The organism is Geminicoccus sp. (assembly GCF_036263595.1).
GTDB lineage: Bacteria > Pseudomonadota > Alphaproteobacteria > Geminicoccales > Geminicoccaceae > Geminicoccus.
Genome location: NZ_DATAGQ010000071.1, coordinates 18,376 through 34,278 on the forward strand (window position 1 = coordinate 18,376; position 15,903 = coordinate 34,278).

Below are 15,903 nucleotides of genomic sequence, written 5' to 3' on the forward strand. Positions count from 1 at the left end.
TCCTGTCAGCGAAGCATCGGGGCGAGGGCGGCCGCAAGCCGCTCCGCCCCGATGGCGACCCGTTCTGTCGGGCCCGCGAAGGACAGGCGGATCCAATGCTCGCCCTCGACGGGGTCGAAGTCGACTCCGGGCGTGACGGCGACATGGGCGTCATGGAGAAGACGGCCGGCCAGCGTGGTCGCCGGCAGACCCGTCGGCCGTACGTCGACCCAAAGATAGAATGCCCCATCCGGGGGCGCGATGCGCTGGAGACCCACGGCGTGTAGCATGCTCTTCAGGAGATCCCGGTTGTGCCGGTAGTGGTCGACCCTCGGGCGCAGCTCCGCCTCGGCGTCCATAGCGGCCTTGGCGGCGGTCTGGGAGATGGTGGACGTCGAGATGAACATGTTCTGCGCCAGACGCTCGACCGGGCGTACCATGTTCTCCGGCAGCACCAGCCATCCAACCCTCCAGCCGGTCATCGCCCAGAATTTCGAGAAGCTGTTGACGACGACCGCCTGTGGTTCGACCTTGAGGACGGTGGTGGATGGCACCTCGTAGGTGATGCCTTGGTAGATCTCGTCGACAATCAGTCGTACGCCGCGCAGGCGGGCCCATTCGGCAAGGGCCGCCAGCCGTGTGTCGTCCAGCATGGTGCCGGTGGGGTTGGCCGGGCTCTGCAGGATGAGGCCGTCGATCCGGCCGGGTACGGCATCCAGTTCGGCCGGAGTCGGCTGGAAGCCGTCAGCCGGACCAGTGGTGATGCGGACTGGCTCGATGCCGAGTGCCGCCATGACGTTGCGGTAGCAGGGATAGCTGGGATCCGTGACGACCACGCGGGCGCCAGCGTCGAAGGCTGCCAGGAACGCCAGGACGAAGCCGCCAGACGCACCGCTCGTGACCGCGATCCGGGCAGGATCGACGGTCACGCCGTACCAGTCTTGGTAGTGGCTGGCGATGCGCCGGCGCAGGTCGGGCAGTCCCATGGCCGGGGCATAGCCAAGGTCGCCTCCGGCTCCGTCCAAGGTGCGCACGGCAGCCTGTCGTGCCAGGGCAGGGGGACCGCCGCCGGGTTCGCCGATCTCAAGGTGCACGATATCCCTGCCGGCCGCTTCCAGCCGTCTCGCCTCGACCACTACATCCATCACCAGGAACGGCGGAACGGCGCTTCGGCGCGATACGGGCAAATCAGCGCTCATCGGCAGTCCTCATCGGGCATGTTCTCCTACCGGTTCCTCGGCTTGCTCGTGCTGGTGTCGATGTTGCTTGCGGCGCCGCTGCGTGCAGCCAACGCCATGCTCCTGCTGCGGGACGTCGAGATCGAGACGACGCTCCGCGACCTGGCCGACCCGATCTTCCGGGCGGCCGGGCTCGATCCCTCCTCCATCACCATTTACATCGTCAACGACAACTCGCTGAACGCGTTCGTCGCAGGCGGGCAGAATCTGTTCCTGAATTCGGGCCTCCTGATCCGCACCGAGACTCCGGACCAGCTGGCCGGGATCATCGCGCATGAGACTGGCCATATCGCGGGTGGCCATCTGAGCCGGGCCAGGATCGCGATGGAGAATGCCGGCAGCCAAGCACTGCTGGGTGCCCTTCTGGGTGCCGCGGCTGCGGTTGCCGGTGCACCACAGCTGGGCATCGCCGCTCTGGCCGGCGGCCTGACCGTGGCCCAGGGCGGTTTCCTGAAGTTCAGCCGGACACAGGAGCAGGCGGCTGACCAGGCCGCCACTAGGTTCTTGGGCGAAGTCGGACAGAGCCCGGTGGGCCTCCTGCAGTTCTTCGAGATCCTGGAAAGCGATGATCTTCGCCTGAGCCGCCAAGCGGACCCCTGGCTCCAGACCCATCCGCTGACACGCTCGCGCATCGAGTTCCTGGAGAACCAAGTCCAAAAATCCAGGTTCGCGAAGGTGCGGATGAGCGGCGGCGCCCTGGAACGTCACGAGCGGATGCGTGCGAAGCTCGATGCCTTCCTTTCGCAACCGTCCGACGCGTTGGAAAGGTGGAAGGACGACCGCTCGGTGCCGGGGCGCTATGCCATGGCCATCGCCCTCTACCGCCTCCCCAAGCTCAACGAGGCGCTGAAGGAGATCCGGGCACTGGTATCGGACTATCCGGACGATCCGTACTTCCACGAGCTCGAGGGACAGATGCTCTACGAGAACGGGCGCACCTTCGACGCGATCGAGCCCTATCGCCAAGCACTGGCCCTCTTGCCCGGCAGTGCCCTTTTGAAGCTGGGCCTCGCCAAGGCGATGATAGATACGTACGACCCGGCCCAGCTCAAGGAGGCGCGTCAGCAACTGGTCGATGCGACGGTTGCGGAGCCCGAGAATGCCGAGGCGTTCCGGCTCCTGGCGACAACGGAGGGCAAGCTCGGCAACGAAGGTGCCGCGACAATTGCGATGGCCGAGTTCAGTCTCGTCATCGGCCGCTTTGACGACGCACGCCGTTATGCCATTCGTGCTTCCCAACTCGTCCAGCCTGGCGACCCGCAGTTCTTCAAGCTGCAGGACCTGCAGGCTGCCATCGAGGCGTTACCGCCCGATGCCCGCAATCCGCGACCGAGGCGGTCGCTCGGCTGATCTTCCTTCCTGGAGTACCCGACTTGCGCGTCCAGCATCTCCTTCTCGCCGCCATGCTCTCAATTGGTGTGACGCCGGCCCTGGCCGAACCTTCCACTCCAGAGGATCGGACAGCCATCGAACAGGTGGTGCGCGACCTGTTGCAGCGCGAGCCGGAGATCGTGATGGAAGCCCTGCAGTCGCTGCAGGCCAAACGCGAGGCCCAGGAGGCCGAGCAGGCCAAGCTGGCGGTGAGCGAGAACGCCGAGGCGCTGAAGGGAACGGCGGCCGAGGTTGCCGCCAATCCGAACGGCGACGTCACCTTGGTCGAGTTCATGGACTACCATTGCGGCTACTGCCGACGGATGATGCCGGCACTCCGCGACCTGCTCGTGAAGGACAAGGGTGTGCGGTTCGTCCTGAAGGAGTTCCCGATCCTGGGGCCGGATTCCGTGGTTGCTGCGCGGGCCGCCATCGCCGCGCGCAACCAGGGACGCTACTGGGACATGCACGTGGCGCTCATGGAGAGCGAGGACATTTCGGTGACAGGCGTGCAGGCCATCGCCGCGAAGCTCGGGCTCGACATGGACAAGCTCCAGGCCGACATGGACTCGGCGGCGACCGATCAGGTGCTGGCGGAGGACATGCAATTGGCCCGCCAATTGGGGCTGCGTGGCACGCCAGCCTTCGTCCTGGGTGGCGAGATCTTGCCGGGAGCGGTGCCGCTGGAACAGCTGGAGAGTATGATCGCCGGCGTACGCGAGCAGGGCTAAGCGTCAGCGCCGCCGGAGCAGCGTCAGCCCATCGCCCACCGGCAGTAGCACGGCGGCAAACCGCTCGTCGGCATGGAGCAGCGCATTCAGGCAGCGCAGCGTCCTGGCCTGGCGGCTGTTGTCGGAAGGATCCGCCACGCGCCCGTCCCAGAGCGTATTGTCGAGGACGATCAACCCACCGCGCCGGACCAGACGGCAGCAGCGGTCGAGATAGTCCGGGTAGGACTTCTTGTCCGCGTCGATCAAGGCCAAGTCGAACCGTTCGGCCTCGCCGTCCTCCAGGAGGGCATCGAGCGAGGTGAGCGCCGGGCCTTCCCGGAATTCTATCTTCCCGCCCACGCCGGCAGCATCCCAATGCCGTCGGCCAAGCTCCTGCCACTGACGATTGACGTCCAGCGTGACGACCTGGCCGTCTTCGGGCATGGCCAGGGCCATGGCAAGCGTGCCATGGCCGGTGAAGCATCCGACCTCAAGGACTCGTTTCGCTCCGATCGTCTCGATCAGGAAGCCGATCAGCGCTGCCGCCTCGGGCGAGGTCCGCATACCGCCATGCTCCAGACGGTCAGTCTCCTCGCGCAGTGCCGCCTGGGCAGGATGCTCGCGTACGCCGACCTTGGCCACGTAGGCAGCAAGGTCGTCGGACAGGCCGATGGTGCGGGTACTCAACTCGTCAGACCCTTGGCAGCGGCAAGCACTTCGTCGGCGTGGCCCGGTACCTTGACGCTGCGCCAGGCGCGCACGATCCGGCCGTCCCCGTCGACCAAGAATGTCGAGCGGTCGATGCCCATGTACTTCTTGCCGTACATCGACTTCTCGACCCAGGAGCCCACCGCTTCGATGAACGTGCCTTCCTCATCCGATGCGAGCGGGAAGGTCAGGCAATACTTCTCCTTGAACTTGTCATGGCTGGCGACGCTGTCCTTGGAGATGCCGACGATCTCGACGCCGAGATCCTGGAACTCCTGGTAGAATGACGCGAAGCCCTGGGCTTCCTTGGTGCAGCCTGGCGTGTCGTCCTTGGGGTAGAGATAGAGGATGTAGGGCTTGCCCTTCAGCGCGGCCGAACTGATGCGTCCGCCGCCATCGGCAGGCAGGTCGAACTCGGGGACCGCATCACCGGCGGAAAGGCTCACGAGCTTGCTCCCTCTGCACCAACCAGACGGTCGAAGATGTGGCGCACGGCCGTCTGGCTTTCAACAAGCCGCAGCTGCAATAGGCCGATCTCGTTGGGAACACCCGATTCTCCCAGTGGATCGATCGCGCGCAGCAACGCCTCCTGCATGGCGGCTGGCGCGCTCTTCGGCATGGTCTTCTCGTCCTGGGAAAGGCGCAGCGTCGCGAACAGCCGGATCATCAGCCGCCAAGCCTCGTCCAGGGCCTGCCCCTCCTGAGGCGAAAGCAGTCCCGCAGCGGCCGCCTTGGCAAGAACGGCCGGCGTCGAGCAGTCCCGGATCGGCGGGTGCCGGTGCAGATGGGCCAGCTGCAGGAACTGAGCCAGGAACTCGATCTCCACAATCCCGCCGCGGACATGCTTCAGGTTCCACGGATCGTCGCTACCATGCTCCTTGAAGATCCTCAGGCGCATCGCGCGGACGTCTCGCGCCAGGCTTCCCAGGTCGCGCTGGCGGAACAGGACATGCTCGATCGCCTGCTCGACCTCAGCGGCAAGCGATGCGTCGCCAGCCACGACGCGAGCGCGCGTGAGGGCCTGCTGTTCCCAGGTAGCGGCGGTCTGATTTTGGTAGTGAATAAAATGGTGCAGCCTGGTAGCGACGGGACCGGTATTGCCGGATGGTCGCAGTCGCATGTCGATCTCGAACAGCGCCCCCTCGCTGGTCCGCGCAGAGATCGCGCTGGTGAGCCGGTTGGCCAGTCGCGAGAAGTAGACACCGGCTGGCACCGATCGTGAGCCGTCGGATACCGCATCCTGGGCGGCGTCATAGACGAAGATCAGGTCGAGGTCGGAGCCAATGGTCAATTCGCGGGAGCCGAACTTGCCCAGGCCCAGCACGCAGAAACGCGCGTAGGGGACGCGGCCGTGCTGGCCGATCAGCCATTCCTCCGCCTCGGGAAGCAGCGTAGCCACCGTGATCTCGGCGATGTCGGAGAGCATCAGGCAGGCTCGCTCGGCCGGGGTGACGCCCAGGAGGATGTGCAGCCCGGCCTGGAACTGCCGGCCATGAGCCCAGCGCCGGATCAGGTCGAGCTTGTCCTGCAGGTCGCGCCCATCCTGGAGGCGATGGGTCATCTCAGCCTCCAACTGGTCCGGACCGGGCAGGGGTTCCAGGAAGTCAGGTGCCAGCATGGCATCCAAGAGGTCCGTGTGGGCCGCCAGATGCGAGGCCAGCTTCGGTGCGGCGCCGGTCAGGTCGACGATGAGCCGCAGCAGCTTTGGGTTCGCGCGCAGGAGGGAGAAGATTTGCACGCCGGACGGCAGGTTGGTGATGAACCGGTCGAACAGCGCGAAGGCGGCATTGACGTCCGGCGTCCTTCCGAACGCCTGCAGGAGGGCCGGCATCAGTTCGGTCAGGAGCTCCCGGGCGCGCACCGTCCGGGTGGCGCGGACATGGCCATGATGCCAGTCACGGATGCGACGGCTGACAGCGGTCGGATCGCTGAAGCCCAGGGCCGAGAGATGCTCGATCGTCGCCGGGTCATCCTCGGTGCCGGTGAAAACCAGGGAGGCGCCAGCACCCAGATCCGGGCTGGTCTCGAACAGCGCGGCGTAGTGCCGCTCGACCGTACGGAATGTCTCTTCCAGGTCATGCGCAAAGCTTTCCGGCGACCCGTGACCGGCGAACGCGGCGAAGGCAGCAAAGCGATCGGGCCGATCGGGCAGTCGCTGGGTCTGCTGATCCTGGACCATCTGGAGGCGATGCTCGACCTGGCGGAGGTAGCGGTAGCTCGCGATCATCTCGGAGGCCGCGTCCAATTCCATCCATCGCGAGGCAGCCAGGGTCTCCAGCGCTTCCACCGTTCTGGGACTGCGCAATCCGGGATCCCGGCCGCCCAGGATCAGCTGCTGGGTCTGCGCGAAGAACTCGACCTCGCGAATGCCGCCACGCCCGACCTTCACGTCGTGCCCGAGCACCGCGATCTCGGAAAAGCCGCGGTGCGCGTTGATCTGCCGCTTGATCGAGTGAATGTCGGCGATCGCCGCATAGTCCAGGTGCTTGCGCCACAGATAGGGCCGCAGATGTGAGAGGAAGTGCGCACCGGCCTCCAGGTCGCCGGCCACCGGCCTCGCCTTGATCATGGCGGCGCGCTCCCAGTTCTGGCCATGGCGCTCGTAATACTGCTCCGCGTCCTCGACTGGCAGCGCCAGTGGATGGCCCGGCGGGTGGGGACGCAGCCGGAAATCAAGACGGAACACGTAGCCGTCCCTGGTCTTTTCCTGGAGGACGTACTCCAGCCCGCGTACGATCCGCGATGCCAACCCCATCACGGTGGCACCACCGGTGACGCGGAACTGACTGGGCTCGATCAGTACGATCAGGTCGAGGTCTGAGCTGTAGTTCAGCTCGCCCGCACCATGCTTGCCCATCCCCAGCACGATCAGCCCGCTGCGTGCCACCGGCTCGCCGGGATCCAGCACGATCTCCCGCCGATCCGCAGCATCGAGCAGCAGGCGGTGAAGCGAGCGGTCGATCGCCAGGTCAGCGAAGCCGGTCAGCGCCTCGGTCACCTGCTCGAGCGTCCATCTACCCGACAGATCGGCCACCGCCGTGGCCAGGGCCACCCATTTGCGCGCACGCCTCAGGCCGCTCATGAGCCGCTGCCGATCCACCATGTGTTCCGGCCTGGCCAATTCGGCCCGGGCTGCGACCAGGACCGGCTCGGCGCCGTCGACCAAGGTTCGGACCAGAACCTGCGGCAGTTCCGCGGCCAGCTCGGCCAGAAACGGGCTACCCGACAGCATGCCGTCGATGAGGGCAGCATGCCGCGGATCGTCCAGGACCTCCTGTAGATGCTTTCGGCGGCCGGGCTCAGGATCGGCCTCGACGGCGCGCTTCAGCCGTGCACGATGTCGGGCCAGGGACGCTGGATCATGGACGCGTGGAGGATGCAAGGTTGGCACGTGAGCTCGCCGTCCTTTCCGATATGCCTCCCGATCCGTCGAGCAGTGCCTCGCCCGCGTGTCGGGTAGTTCTGGCCAAAGCGAGGGTAACTTGAGCCTGGCATTGTCCCGTCGCAAGCCATCAGGGCGAACATGGGGTCTTCTTCAGGCGGCCGGCGCCGCGCTGGCCGTGGTGGTGGTCCTGGTTGCGGCGCTGGTGATCGGCCTGTTCATCCTGCTGCAGCAAGGGCCGATCTCGCTGCAACCGTTGGTGCCATGGCTGAAGGCTCCCCTTGAGGAGCGGGTGGGGCGGCCGGTGGATGTGGAGAGGCTGGAGCTCGCACGGGCTATTGGGGAAGACGGTGGCTTTGTCCTCACGGCAGGTCCCATCTCCGTGGGTGGAGATGCCCCCGCGCGGGCAGAGCGCCTCGTGCTGCAGGTGACCCTGCCGTTCGAGCTGCGCGCAGCGAAGCTGGAGGTGGTGGATGCCGATGCGCGTACCCTCCTGGCAGCCTGGCCCGAGGCTCTGGCAAGCGAGGCCCGGACCCAGGTCGGTGCCATCGTGCGGAGCGGCACGATCGAAAGGGGCACGCTGGACTATCGTTTCAACGAGGTCGGACCGGACGACATCAACCTCGACATCCAGTCGAGGAACCCGACGATCCAGCTACCCAACGGGCTTCCCTCCGTCACTGGCGAGACGGCGCATGTGGTTCTGAACCAGGGGGTCCTTCATGTAACCGCACCGAAAGTCACGGGTGCCGGACTGACGGCGCAGTCGGTGGACGTGACCATCGACCATATCCTCGACGATGTGCCGTCCCGCCTGCTGCTCAAGAGCCAGATCTCCGGACCTGCGGGCGGCATGTACCAGCTCTTTAGCGACCCACCGCTCGCCCTGGTGCCCCGCGACCTTGTCGAGGTCCGTTCCCTGCGGGGTGTGGTCAGTGGCTTCCTCACGTTGGGCCTTCCCCTGGTGGACAACATCCCGGCCGAGGCGGTCGAGATTCGAGCGAATGGCCGCTATCGGAACCTTTCCGGGCGTCTGCACGTGCCCATGCCGATCGACCTGACCCAGGGCGCAGGCACTTTCTCCGTCAGGGACGGAGCGATCGAGATGAACGGCCGTGCTCATCTGTTCGGCACGCCGATACACGTGGCCATGACCGACCGGTGGCGTGGTACCGGCCAGCCACGACGAATCGAATTGCGAGGTCCGGTGGATCAAGCCTTGATCACGCACTTCGGCTTTGATCTGCCGGAGGCGATCAAGGGCAGGGCGCAGACGGTGGCCGTGCTCACCGCAGGCGAACCTCCTGTGTGGCACGCCCGGGTCGACGCCGACCTGCTAGACCTGTCGATCGAGGAGGAAATCTCCGGGCTATACAAACCCGAGGGAGTGCCCGGCCAGATCACCATCGAGAGCAGGGTCGCCGGGCATGACGACTGGTCGGTCGAGCGTTTCGATCTCGAGACGGGTGAACAGCGCGTAGCGGGGCATCTCCGGCCCGAGGGTGGCAAAATCTCGCTGCGCCTCGACCAGCTCCTGACGCCACGCATGGACCTGGTCGGCGACCTGCTGCTGGGTCCAGAGGCCGCGGTCGGCGGGTCCATTGCCGCCAAGCGTATCCAGATGCCGCCTGACGAGGAAACGAGCGACGATCCACCGGCCGATGAGGCCCGTCCGGCGCCACCAACTCGTCTCGATCTGGAAATCTACATCGATGAACTGCAGACGCGAGGTGATCCGATTCGCGGCGTGAAGGGGCATGTGCAGCGCGGCGGGCACGGTTTCTCAGACGTGTTTCTCGACTTCGACCTGGGTGGCCCCGGAAAGTTCGTCCTGGCACCTGAGCAGAACGCGCATCGGCTCGACCTCATGGCGCCTGATGCTGGCCGGCTCCTGCAGGCGCTCGGCGCTGGCGATGCGCTGGTCGGCGGCCAGCTCAAGGTCGAGGCGGCCGTGACGCACCAGATCCCGAAGGTGATCGCCAACGGTCGGATCGACCTCGCAAGGACCCAGGTGCGCATGAGCGGCAACGAGCTCACGCCGTTCCGAAAGATCGTGATTCCGTTCGCCATCGATGGCCCGGTGATCACGATCGAGCAGGCCCGCATGACTGGCAGCGTGCTGGGCCTGCGTCTCAGCGGGACGATCGATCGGGACACGAGGGGCATCGCCATGAGTGGCGAGGCGACGCCGCTCTATCCGCTGAACCGGTTCGTCGGCCAGATCCCGATCCTCGGACGAATTCTCGGTGGCGCGAAAGGCCTGGGAGCGATCAACGCCGAGCTGACGATCAGTGGAACCTTGGATGCCCCAGACGTGAAGCTTGCCGCCAGCTCGGTGCTCCTGCCGGGCTCGATCCGCGACCTGCTCCGGTCGATCGAGCCCCCGCGCGAACGCTAGCCCCTTGTACGCACCAGGACGTGCCGCTTCTTCCCGGCTGACAGCTTCAGCCCGTCGACCAGTTGCGCCCGCCCGACCGTCTGCTGCGGGTCGGAAAGGGCTTGGTCTTCCACCTTGGCGCCCCCGCCCTGGATGAGCCGGCGTGCCTCACCGTTGCTGGCGGCAAGACCGGCTAGCCTGAACAGTTCGGGCAGTGCGACATGCTCGACTCCATCGTCCAGGACGACGTCCACCACCGGCAGCGCGTCGCGATCGCCGCCGCCGAACACGCCTTGAGCCTGCAGCCTCGCCTTCTCCGCTGCCTCGCGACCATGGCAGAGGGCCGTGGCCTCGGTGGCCAGCACGGCCTTGGCCTCGTTCAGCTCGACGCCTTCCAGGCGCTCCAGCCTCGCCACCTCGTCCAGCGGGAGCTCCGTGTAGAGCCGCAGGAACCGGCCGACATCCCGATCTTCGGTGTTGCGCCAGAACTGCCAGTAATCGAAAGGCGGCAGCATCGAATCGTTCAGCCAGACCGCGTTGCCGGCCGACTTGCCCATCTTCTCGCCCGACGCCGTCGTGATCAGTGGCGTCGTCAGGCCGAACAACTGCACGTTGTCGACCCGCCGTCCGAGTTCGACACCGTTGACGATGTTGCCCCACTGGTCCGAGCCGCCCATCTGGAGCCGGACGCCATGACGGCGCGACAGTTCCAGGAAGTCGTAGGCCTGGAGCAGCATGTAGTTGAATTCCAGGAAGGTGAGGGGTTGCTCGCGTTCCAGGCGCAGCCGCACGCTGTCGAAGGTCAGCATGCGGTTGATGGTGAAATGGCGGCCGTAGTCGCGCAGGAACTCCAGGTAGTTCAGCTTCAGGAGCCACTCGGCATTGTCGACCATCGTGGTCTTGCCGGGGCCGAAATCCAGGAAGCGCGCGAGGGAGGCGCGGATCCCGGCCTTGTTGGCTTCCAGGCTCTCCGCGGTCTGGATCTTGCGCAGCTCGTCCTTGCCGGACGGGTCGCCGACCAGGGTGGTGCCACCGCCGACCAGGGCCACCGGCCGATGGCCGAAGCGCTGGAGCGTGCGCAGGAGCATGATCGAGACGAGGTTGCCGACATGCAGGCTGGGCGCCGTGCAGTCGAACCCAATATAGCCGGTGATCGCTGCCGATGCCGTCGCCTCGTCGAAGGCGCTCTCATCAGTGCATTGGTGGACGAAACCACGCGCATGCAGCTCGCGCAGGAGTTCGGAGCGGTGACCGGTCACTTGTCTGGCTTCATCGAAAAGGAATGGTTGGCTCGCCATGGCCGGTCGGCCCGACCATGGCGCGGGATCAGCGGGCGGTGAGCAGGGCCTCGCCGGGGATGCGGTTCATGCGACGGTCCATATAGTGCTCGCAGGTCCCGTTGAAGTGGTCCATGTGCTGGCTGAACGAGTGATCAGCCCCTTCGATCAGATCGAAGTCGATCGTGATGCCGCGCTGCTGGCTGAGCTTGTTGACCAGCTTGTGCACGGATTCGACCGGCGTCACCACGTCACGCTCGCCATGCACGATCAGGCCCGAGGACGGGCAGGGTGCCAGGAACCCGAAGTCGTAGATGTTCGCCGGCAGCCCGGCGGAGATGAACCCGACCACTTCAGGCCGGCGCATCAGGAGCTGCATCGCGATCCAGGCGCCGAAGCCGAAACCGGCAACCCAGACACCCGCCGCGTTCGGGTTGTGCAGCTGCATCCAGTCCAGGGCCGCGGCCGCGTCCCGCAACTCCCCCTGCCCGTGATCGAACGATCCCTGGGACCGGCCGACACCCCGGAAGTTGAAGCGCAGCACGGAAAAGCCGCGGCGCACATACATCTGGAAGAGAGAATAGACGATGCGGTTGTTCATCGTCCCGCCATGCAGCGGGTGCGGATGAAGGATGACCGCGAGCGGGGAGGTCGGCCCTTCACCGTGGACGTAACGGCCCTCCAGTCGGCCATCCGAACCGTTGAAGATCACCTCAGGCATTTAGAGCTCCGCTACCATCGGAACGGCCGGAGATGCCCTCTCCTCCTGCTCGGTCGAGCAGCGGGCGGAGCATTGCAGCCGTCTTGGGACGTTCCTATACTTTCGTGACCGTGGCGGGCACGATCGGATGAACGTGAGATCACCGCGGTACGCCTCGTGCCGCGTCATGACGCAAGCACGGCGCTGGGCCGCGGACATCCCGACGCACGATCGCCGGCTGTGTAGCGCGAGGAGCGCTCGATGTTCAAGACATTGCTGAGCGGCCTCGTGGACATCGACTCGCGTGAAGGGGCGCATGTCCACTAGCTCCCGCGTCTACCTGGACCACGCCGCAACGACTCCCGTACGACCGGAGGTCATCGCGACGATAACCGAAGCGCTCGGGCGCCTTGGCAACCCGGCTTCGGTGCACGGGGAGGGACGCGCCGCCCGGCGCATGCTCGAGGAAGCGCGTACTACCGTGGCCGAGGTCACCGGCGCAGAGCCGGATCAGGTGATCTTCACCTCCGGCGGCACCGAGGCCAACAATCTCGCCGTGCAGGCGACGGGCGCAGTGGGTGTCGCGGTATCGGCGGTCGAGCATGCATCCGTGCTGGAAGCGGTTCCACATGCTCGGCGGGTTCCCGTCGACCGTGCCGGCAGGATCGACCTTGGCGCCCTGGACCGCATCCTTGCCCAGGACCGGCCGTCGCTGCTCTCGGTCATGCTGGTGAACAACGAGACCGGCGTCCTGCAGGACTGCCGGGCGATCGCCGACCGCTGTCGCGAGACCGGCGTGATGCTCCATGTCGACGCAGTGCAGGCGCTGGGCAAGCTGGAACGTGTGAGGCTGGATGATCTCGGCTGCGACATGCTGACGATTTCCGGGCACAAGGTCGGCGGCCCGGCCGGCATCGGTGCCCTGGTCGCGAGGTCCGGACTAGCTGTCCCGCCCAGGCTGCGGGGCGGAGGGCAGGAGGGACGCCGTCGGGCGGGGACCCATAACCTGCCTGCGATCCTGGGCTTCGCCGAGGCGGTGCGAAGGCTGGATCCATGTGAGCCGAGCCGGCTGGCTGGCCTCGGTGACAGGCTCGAGTCCCTGCTACTCGACCTCAGCCCCACCAGCTGGATCGCCGGGGGCGACGCGACCCGCGCGCCGCACATCACCAGTCTGATAACACCCGGCCGGTCGGCAGAGCTGCAGGTGATCGCGCTGGACTTGGCGGGTGCTGCGGTGAGTGCCGGGGCCGCTTGCTCGTCCGGCAAGGTCGGCCCATCGCACGTGCTGACGGCGATGGGGCTGGAGGCGGAGGCAGGTTGCGCCATCCGGATCAGCCTGGGCTGGACGACGACCGAGGCGGATCTCGACCGGTTCGCCACGATCTTCGCAAGGATTGCGGCCTCAGGCTCGATCGGCTCCAAAGAACGTCGTTCTCCCTTGCCGAATGCCCGTGCAGTTGCGACATGAGGTCTTGGCCGGGCCGAGGTTCCGGCCGCATGGTAGGTGGCGGGACGGATGGCACAGGCACTGAGCATCACGCAAAGAGCGGCAGACCGGGCGAAGGAGCTGCTCGCGACGCAGGCAGATGCGGCAGGCATCAAGCTAGCGGTGAAACCGCGCGGTTGCTCGGGCTGGAGCTACTCGCTCGATTTTGCGAGGGAGATAGCTGCGGCGGACCAGACCATCGAGGTCGCCGGCGTGACCTTCGTGATCGATTCCAGTGCGCTGCAATATGTGAACGGAACGGAAGTCGACTTCGTCGAGGACAAGCTCGGCTCGTCGTTCGTGTTCAACAATCCGAACGAGAAGGGCCGCTGCGGCTGCGGCGAGAGCTTCCACGTCTGACGCATGATCGACATACGGTTCCGCCTTCCCGACGGTAGCGAGCGCCGCGTGGCCGTTGCTGCCGGAACGACGCTACTGGATGCATCGCGGGATGCGTCGGTCGATCTCGAAGGGGCTTGCGGTGGCAATATGGCCTGCGCGACCTGTCACCTGCATGTGGATGAAGGCTGGTTCGACAAGCTGCCCCCGCCGTCGGCCGAGGAAGAGGATATGCTCGATCTGGCAACGGATTGGCGGCCTACCTCCCGCCTGGGTTGCCAGGTCAAGCTGAACGACGGCTTGAATGGCATCACCGTAGACGTTCCCCGCTCGAGCCTGCTCGGCACCTGATCTAGACATTCGCCTGGACCTGTCACGTGGACGCTCACCCTCATCTGGCCGAACTGGACCTGCCGCCCGGCGCACGCGTCGTGGTCGCCATGTCGGGGGGCGTGGACAGCTCGGTCTGCGCCGGCCTGCTGGTCGAGGCAGGCTACGAGGTGGTCGGTATTACCATGCAGCTCTACGACCATGGCCAGGCGGTCGGTCGGGCTGGCAGCTGCTGTGCAGGGAGGGACATCCGTGACGCCCGTGCAGTTGCGGACAGGCTGGGCATCCCGCACTTCGTGCTTGATTACGAGGAGCGCTTCCGTCGCGCGGTGATCGACGAGTTTGCCGACAGCTATGCCGCGGGCCGGACGCCTATTCCCTGCGTCCGCTGCAACGAGCGGATCAAGTTTGGCGATCTTCTCGACAGCGCCGTCGAACTCGGTGCCGCGGCCCTGGTGACCGGGCACTATGTCCGCCGCGTCCCCGTCCAGGGTGGCGCCGAACTCCATCGCGGCCGGGATCAGGCCAAGGACCAGAGCTATTTCCTGTTTGCGACCACCGACGAGCAGCTCGCTCGGCTGCGCTTCCCCTTGGGTGCCATGACCAAGACCGAGACGCGGGCGCATGCGCAGCGGCTGGGTCTGCCGGTGGCGGCGAAGGCGGAGAGCCAGGACATCTGCTTCGTGCCGAGTGGCGATCATGCCAGCATCGTCACGTCGATCCGGCCCGATGCCGGCCAGCCCGGCGAGATCGTGAACGATGAAGGCAAGGTGCTGGGTCGGCACCGGGGCATCGCCGGCGTCACGGTCGGGCAGCGCCGTGGGCTGGGCGTGGCCGCAGCGGAACGCATGTACGTCACCGAGATCGACCCGGTCACCCGACGGGTGCGGATCGCGCCCAGGGCAAGGGCTGCCATGCGCAGCGCCATGCTCGACCGGCTGCATCTGGTAGGGTCCTGGGAGAACGGCTGGCTGCCGGTCAGCGTGATGGCGAAGCATCGCTACAATGAGCCGGCGCAGGCGGCGGCCCTCAGTTGGGACGAGGCTGGTCATGTCGAGGTGAGCTTTGACGAGCCGCAGGTCGGCATCGCCCGTGGACAGGCCTGTGTGCTGTATGATGGCACGCGGCTGATCGGCGGCGGCTGGATCGAGCGCGCGACAAGCTGACCGCGCGGTCAGTGCTGGTCCAGACCCTTCAACAATGCCTGGTGAAATCGGTCGGGCGCTTCGACCTGAGGTGAGTGGCCCAGGTCCGGGAACTCCACCAGTTCGGCGTCGGGGATGATCTGCGCGGCTTCCGGGCCAAGCTCCGCATACCGGCCCAATCGCTCGGCGACCTCGGGCGATGCACGATTGCCGCCAGGCGCGGTGCGATCGAGGCTGCCAATCAGCAGCAGGGTCTTCAGCCGGATTCGGCTGAACTCGTGGATCACCGGCTGCGTGTAGATCATGTCGGACGTCAGCGCCTGGTTCCAGGCGACGAGCTCCTTGCCATCACCGGCATACATGCCGGCCAGCATCTCCACCCAACGATCGTACTCTGGCTTCCACTCGCCGTTGTAGTAGAACTTCCTCTGGTAGGCCTTGATGCTGTCGAAGCTGGTCGTCAGTTCGTTCTGGTAGGCTGCATCGACGCTGGCCGGTGGCACGCCCTTCAAGCGCCAATCCTCCAGGCCGAGCGGGTTGACCAGCACCAGTTGCTCGACCTGATCCGGGAACATCAGCGCGTAGCGTGCCGCCAGCATGCCGCCCATGGAGTGGCCCAATACCGTCGCCTTCTCGATGCCTCGGGCCAGAAGTAGCGCATGGGTATTCGCAGCCAGCTGCTCGAAGCTGTACTGATAGGCGGCTGGCTTGGTCGACTTGCATAAGGACGGTTTGAAGAACCTAGCCGTGCGATCTGGGATGTGATTCGCTTCTGCTGGCAGCGGGAGGGCAGCAGCGATGGGTGGATCACCTGGGTTGTTCGACCTGGATGAGCGTTACGTGGCACTGAGCGCGTCGGGT

At 66.0% G+C, this 15,903-nt stretch carries 13 protein-coding genes and 1 pseudogene; 7 read left to right on the plus strand and 7 right to left on the minus strand.

The window, feature by feature from the left end; genetic code table 11:
* Window positions 1-5: 5 nt before the first annotated feature.
* A complete protein-coding gene (locus VHL31_RS06155) occupies window positions 6-1,178 on the minus strand; it encodes a pyridoxal phosphate-dependent aminotransferase (RefSeq protein WP_329660331.1) in 1,173 nt (390 codons plus the stop codon).
* A gap of 18 nt (window positions 1,179-1,196) precedes the next feature.
* On the opposite strand from VHL31_RS06155, the gene VHL31_RS06160 reads away from it, so the two are divergent.
* Both VHL31_RS06160 and VHL31_RS06165 read left to right on the plus strand, forming a co-directional pair.
* Window positions 1,197-2,567 (plus strand): M48 family metalloprotease, encoded by a 1,371-nt coding sequence (locus VHL31_RS06160; protein WP_329660332.1) that lies wholly within the window; start codon window positions 1,197-1,199, stop codon window positions 2,565-2,567.
* A 23-nt stretch (window positions 2,568-2,590) separates the two neighbouring features.
* A complete protein-coding gene (locus tag VHL31_RS06165) occupies window positions 2,591-3,319 on the plus strand; it encodes a DsbA family protein (RefSeq protein ID WP_329660333.1) in 729 nt (242 codons plus the stop codon).
* A gap of 3 nt (window positions 3,320-3,322) precedes the next feature.
* Here VHL31_RS06165 and VHL31_RS06170 read toward each other — a convergent pair whose 3' ends face one another.
* From VHL31_RS06170 to VHL31_RS06180, 3 genes are read right to left on the minus strand one after another with little or no spacing between them, the layout of a single operon-like run.
* Window positions 3,323-3,985 carry a class I SAM-dependent methyltransferase gene (locus tag VHL31_RS06170; RefSeq protein WP_329660334.1) on the minus strand — a complete coding sequence of 221 codons (663 nt, stop codon included), beginning with the start codon at window positions 3,983-3,985 and terminating at the stop codon, window positions 3,323-3,325.
* Window positions 3,982-4,452 (minus strand): peroxiredoxin, encoded by a 471-nt coding sequence (locus VHL31_RS06175; RefSeq protein ID WP_329660335.1) that lies wholly within the window; start codon window positions 4,450-4,452, stop codon window positions 3,982-3,984. The genes VHL31_RS06170 and VHL31_RS06175 overlap by 4 nt, the downstream gene beginning before the upstream one ends.
* Complete coding sequence (locus tag VHL31_RS06180) at window positions 4,449-7,388, minus strand: bifunctional [glutamine synthetase] adenylyltransferase/[glutamine synthetase]-adenylyl-L-tyrosine phosphorylase (protein WP_329660336.1); 2,940 nt, start codon at window positions 7,386-7,388, stop codon at window positions 4,449-4,451. The genes VHL31_RS06175 and VHL31_RS06180 overlap by 4 nt, the downstream gene beginning before the upstream one ends.
* Window positions 7,389-7,488: 100 nt before the next feature.
* Between VHL31_RS06180 and VHL31_RS06185 the strand changes: the two genes are divergently transcribed.
* Complete coding sequence (locus VHL31_RS06185) at window positions 7,489-9,786, plus strand: AsmA-like C-terminal domain-containing protein (RefSeq protein WP_329660337.1); 2,298 nt, start codon at window positions 7,489-7,491, stop codon at window positions 9,784-9,786.
* Here the strand turns inward: VHL31_RS06185 and tyrS are convergent.
* The gene (gene tyrS, locus VHL31_RS06190; protein ID WP_329660338.1) at window positions 9,783-11,024 is read right to left on the minus strand and encodes a tyrosine--tRNA ligase; all 1,242 of its coding nucleotides are present in this window, start codon (window positions 11,022-11,024) and stop codon (window positions 9,783-9,785) included. The genes VHL31_RS06185 and tyrS overlap by 4 nt on opposite strands.
* A 67-nt stretch (window positions 11,025-11,091) precedes the next feature.
* Complete coding sequence (locus VHL31_RS06195; RefSeq protein WP_329660339.1) at window positions 11,092-11,763, minus strand: alpha/beta hydrolase; 672 nt, start codon at window positions 11,761-11,763, stop codon at window positions 11,092-11,094.
* A gap of 295 nt (window positions 11,764-12,058) precedes the next feature.
* Here VHL31_RS06195 and VHL31_RS06200 point away from each other — a divergent pair, with 295 nt between their 5' ends.
* The 4 genes from VHL31_RS06200 to mnmA are packed head-to-tail and all read left to right on the plus strand — an operon-like array spanning window position 12,059 to window position 15,063.
* Window positions 12,059-13,210 (plus strand): cysteine desulfurase family protein, encoded by a 1,152-nt coding sequence (locus VHL31_RS06200; RefSeq protein ID WP_329660340.1) that lies wholly within the window; start codon window positions 12,059-12,061, stop codon window positions 13,208-13,210.
* A gap of 48 nt (window positions 13,211-13,258) precedes the next feature.
* On the plus strand, window positions 13,259-13,588 hold the full coding sequence (locus VHL31_RS06205; protein WP_329660341.1) for an iron-sulfur cluster assembly accessory protein: 330 nt from the start codon (window positions 13,259-13,261) through the stop codon (window positions 13,586-13,588).
* Between the two features lie 3 nt (window positions 13,589-13,591).
* A complete protein-coding gene (locus VHL31_RS06210) occupies window positions 13,592-13,918 on the plus strand; it encodes a 2Fe-2S iron-sulfur cluster-binding protein (RefSeq protein WP_329660342.1) in 327 nt (108 codons plus the stop codon).
* A 26-nt stretch (window positions 13,919-13,944) separates the two neighbouring features.
* Complete coding sequence (gene mnmA, locus VHL31_RS06215) at window positions 13,945-15,063, plus strand: tRNA 2-thiouridine(34) synthase MnmA (protein WP_329660343.1); 1,119 nt, start codon at window positions 13,945-13,947, stop codon at window positions 15,061-15,063.
* Between the two features lie 8 nt (window positions 15,064-15,071).
* On the opposite strand, the pseudogene VHL31_RS06220 reads toward mnmA, so the two are convergent.
* Window positions 15,072-15,764 (minus strand): annotated as a pseudogene (locus VHL31_RS06220) (alpha/beta fold hydrolase); the annotation flags it as partial.
* Between the last annotated feature and the right edge of the window lie 139 nt (window positions 15,765-15,903).

Excerpts from the sequence above, each read along its gene's own strand:
- VHL31_RS06155 (WP_329660331.1), bottom strand. The coding sequence starts at position 1,178 with ATGAGCGCTGATTTGCCCGTATCGCGCCGAAGCGCCGTTCCGCCGTTC.
- VHL31_RS06160 (WP_329660332.1), top strand. The coding sequence starts at position 1,197 with ATGTTCTCCTACCGGTTCCTCGGCTTGCTCGTGCTGGTGTCGATGTTG.
- VHL31_RS06195 (WP_329660339.1), bottom strand. The coding sequence starts at position 11,763 with ATGCCTGAGGTGATCTTCAACGGTTCGGATGGCCGACTGGAGGGCCGT.
- VHL31_RS06200 (WP_329660340.1), top strand. The coding sequence starts at position 12,059 with ATGTCCACTAGCTCCCGCGTCTACCTGGACCACGCCGCAACGACTCCC.
- VHL31_RS06205 (WP_329660341.1), top strand. The coding sequence starts at position 13,259 with ATGGCACAGGCACTGAGCATCACGCAAAGAGCGGCAGACCGGGCGAAG.
- VHL31_RS06210 (WP_329660342.1), top strand. The coding sequence starts at position 13,592 with ATGATCGACATACGGTTCCGCCTTCCCGACGGTAGCGAGCGCCGCGTG.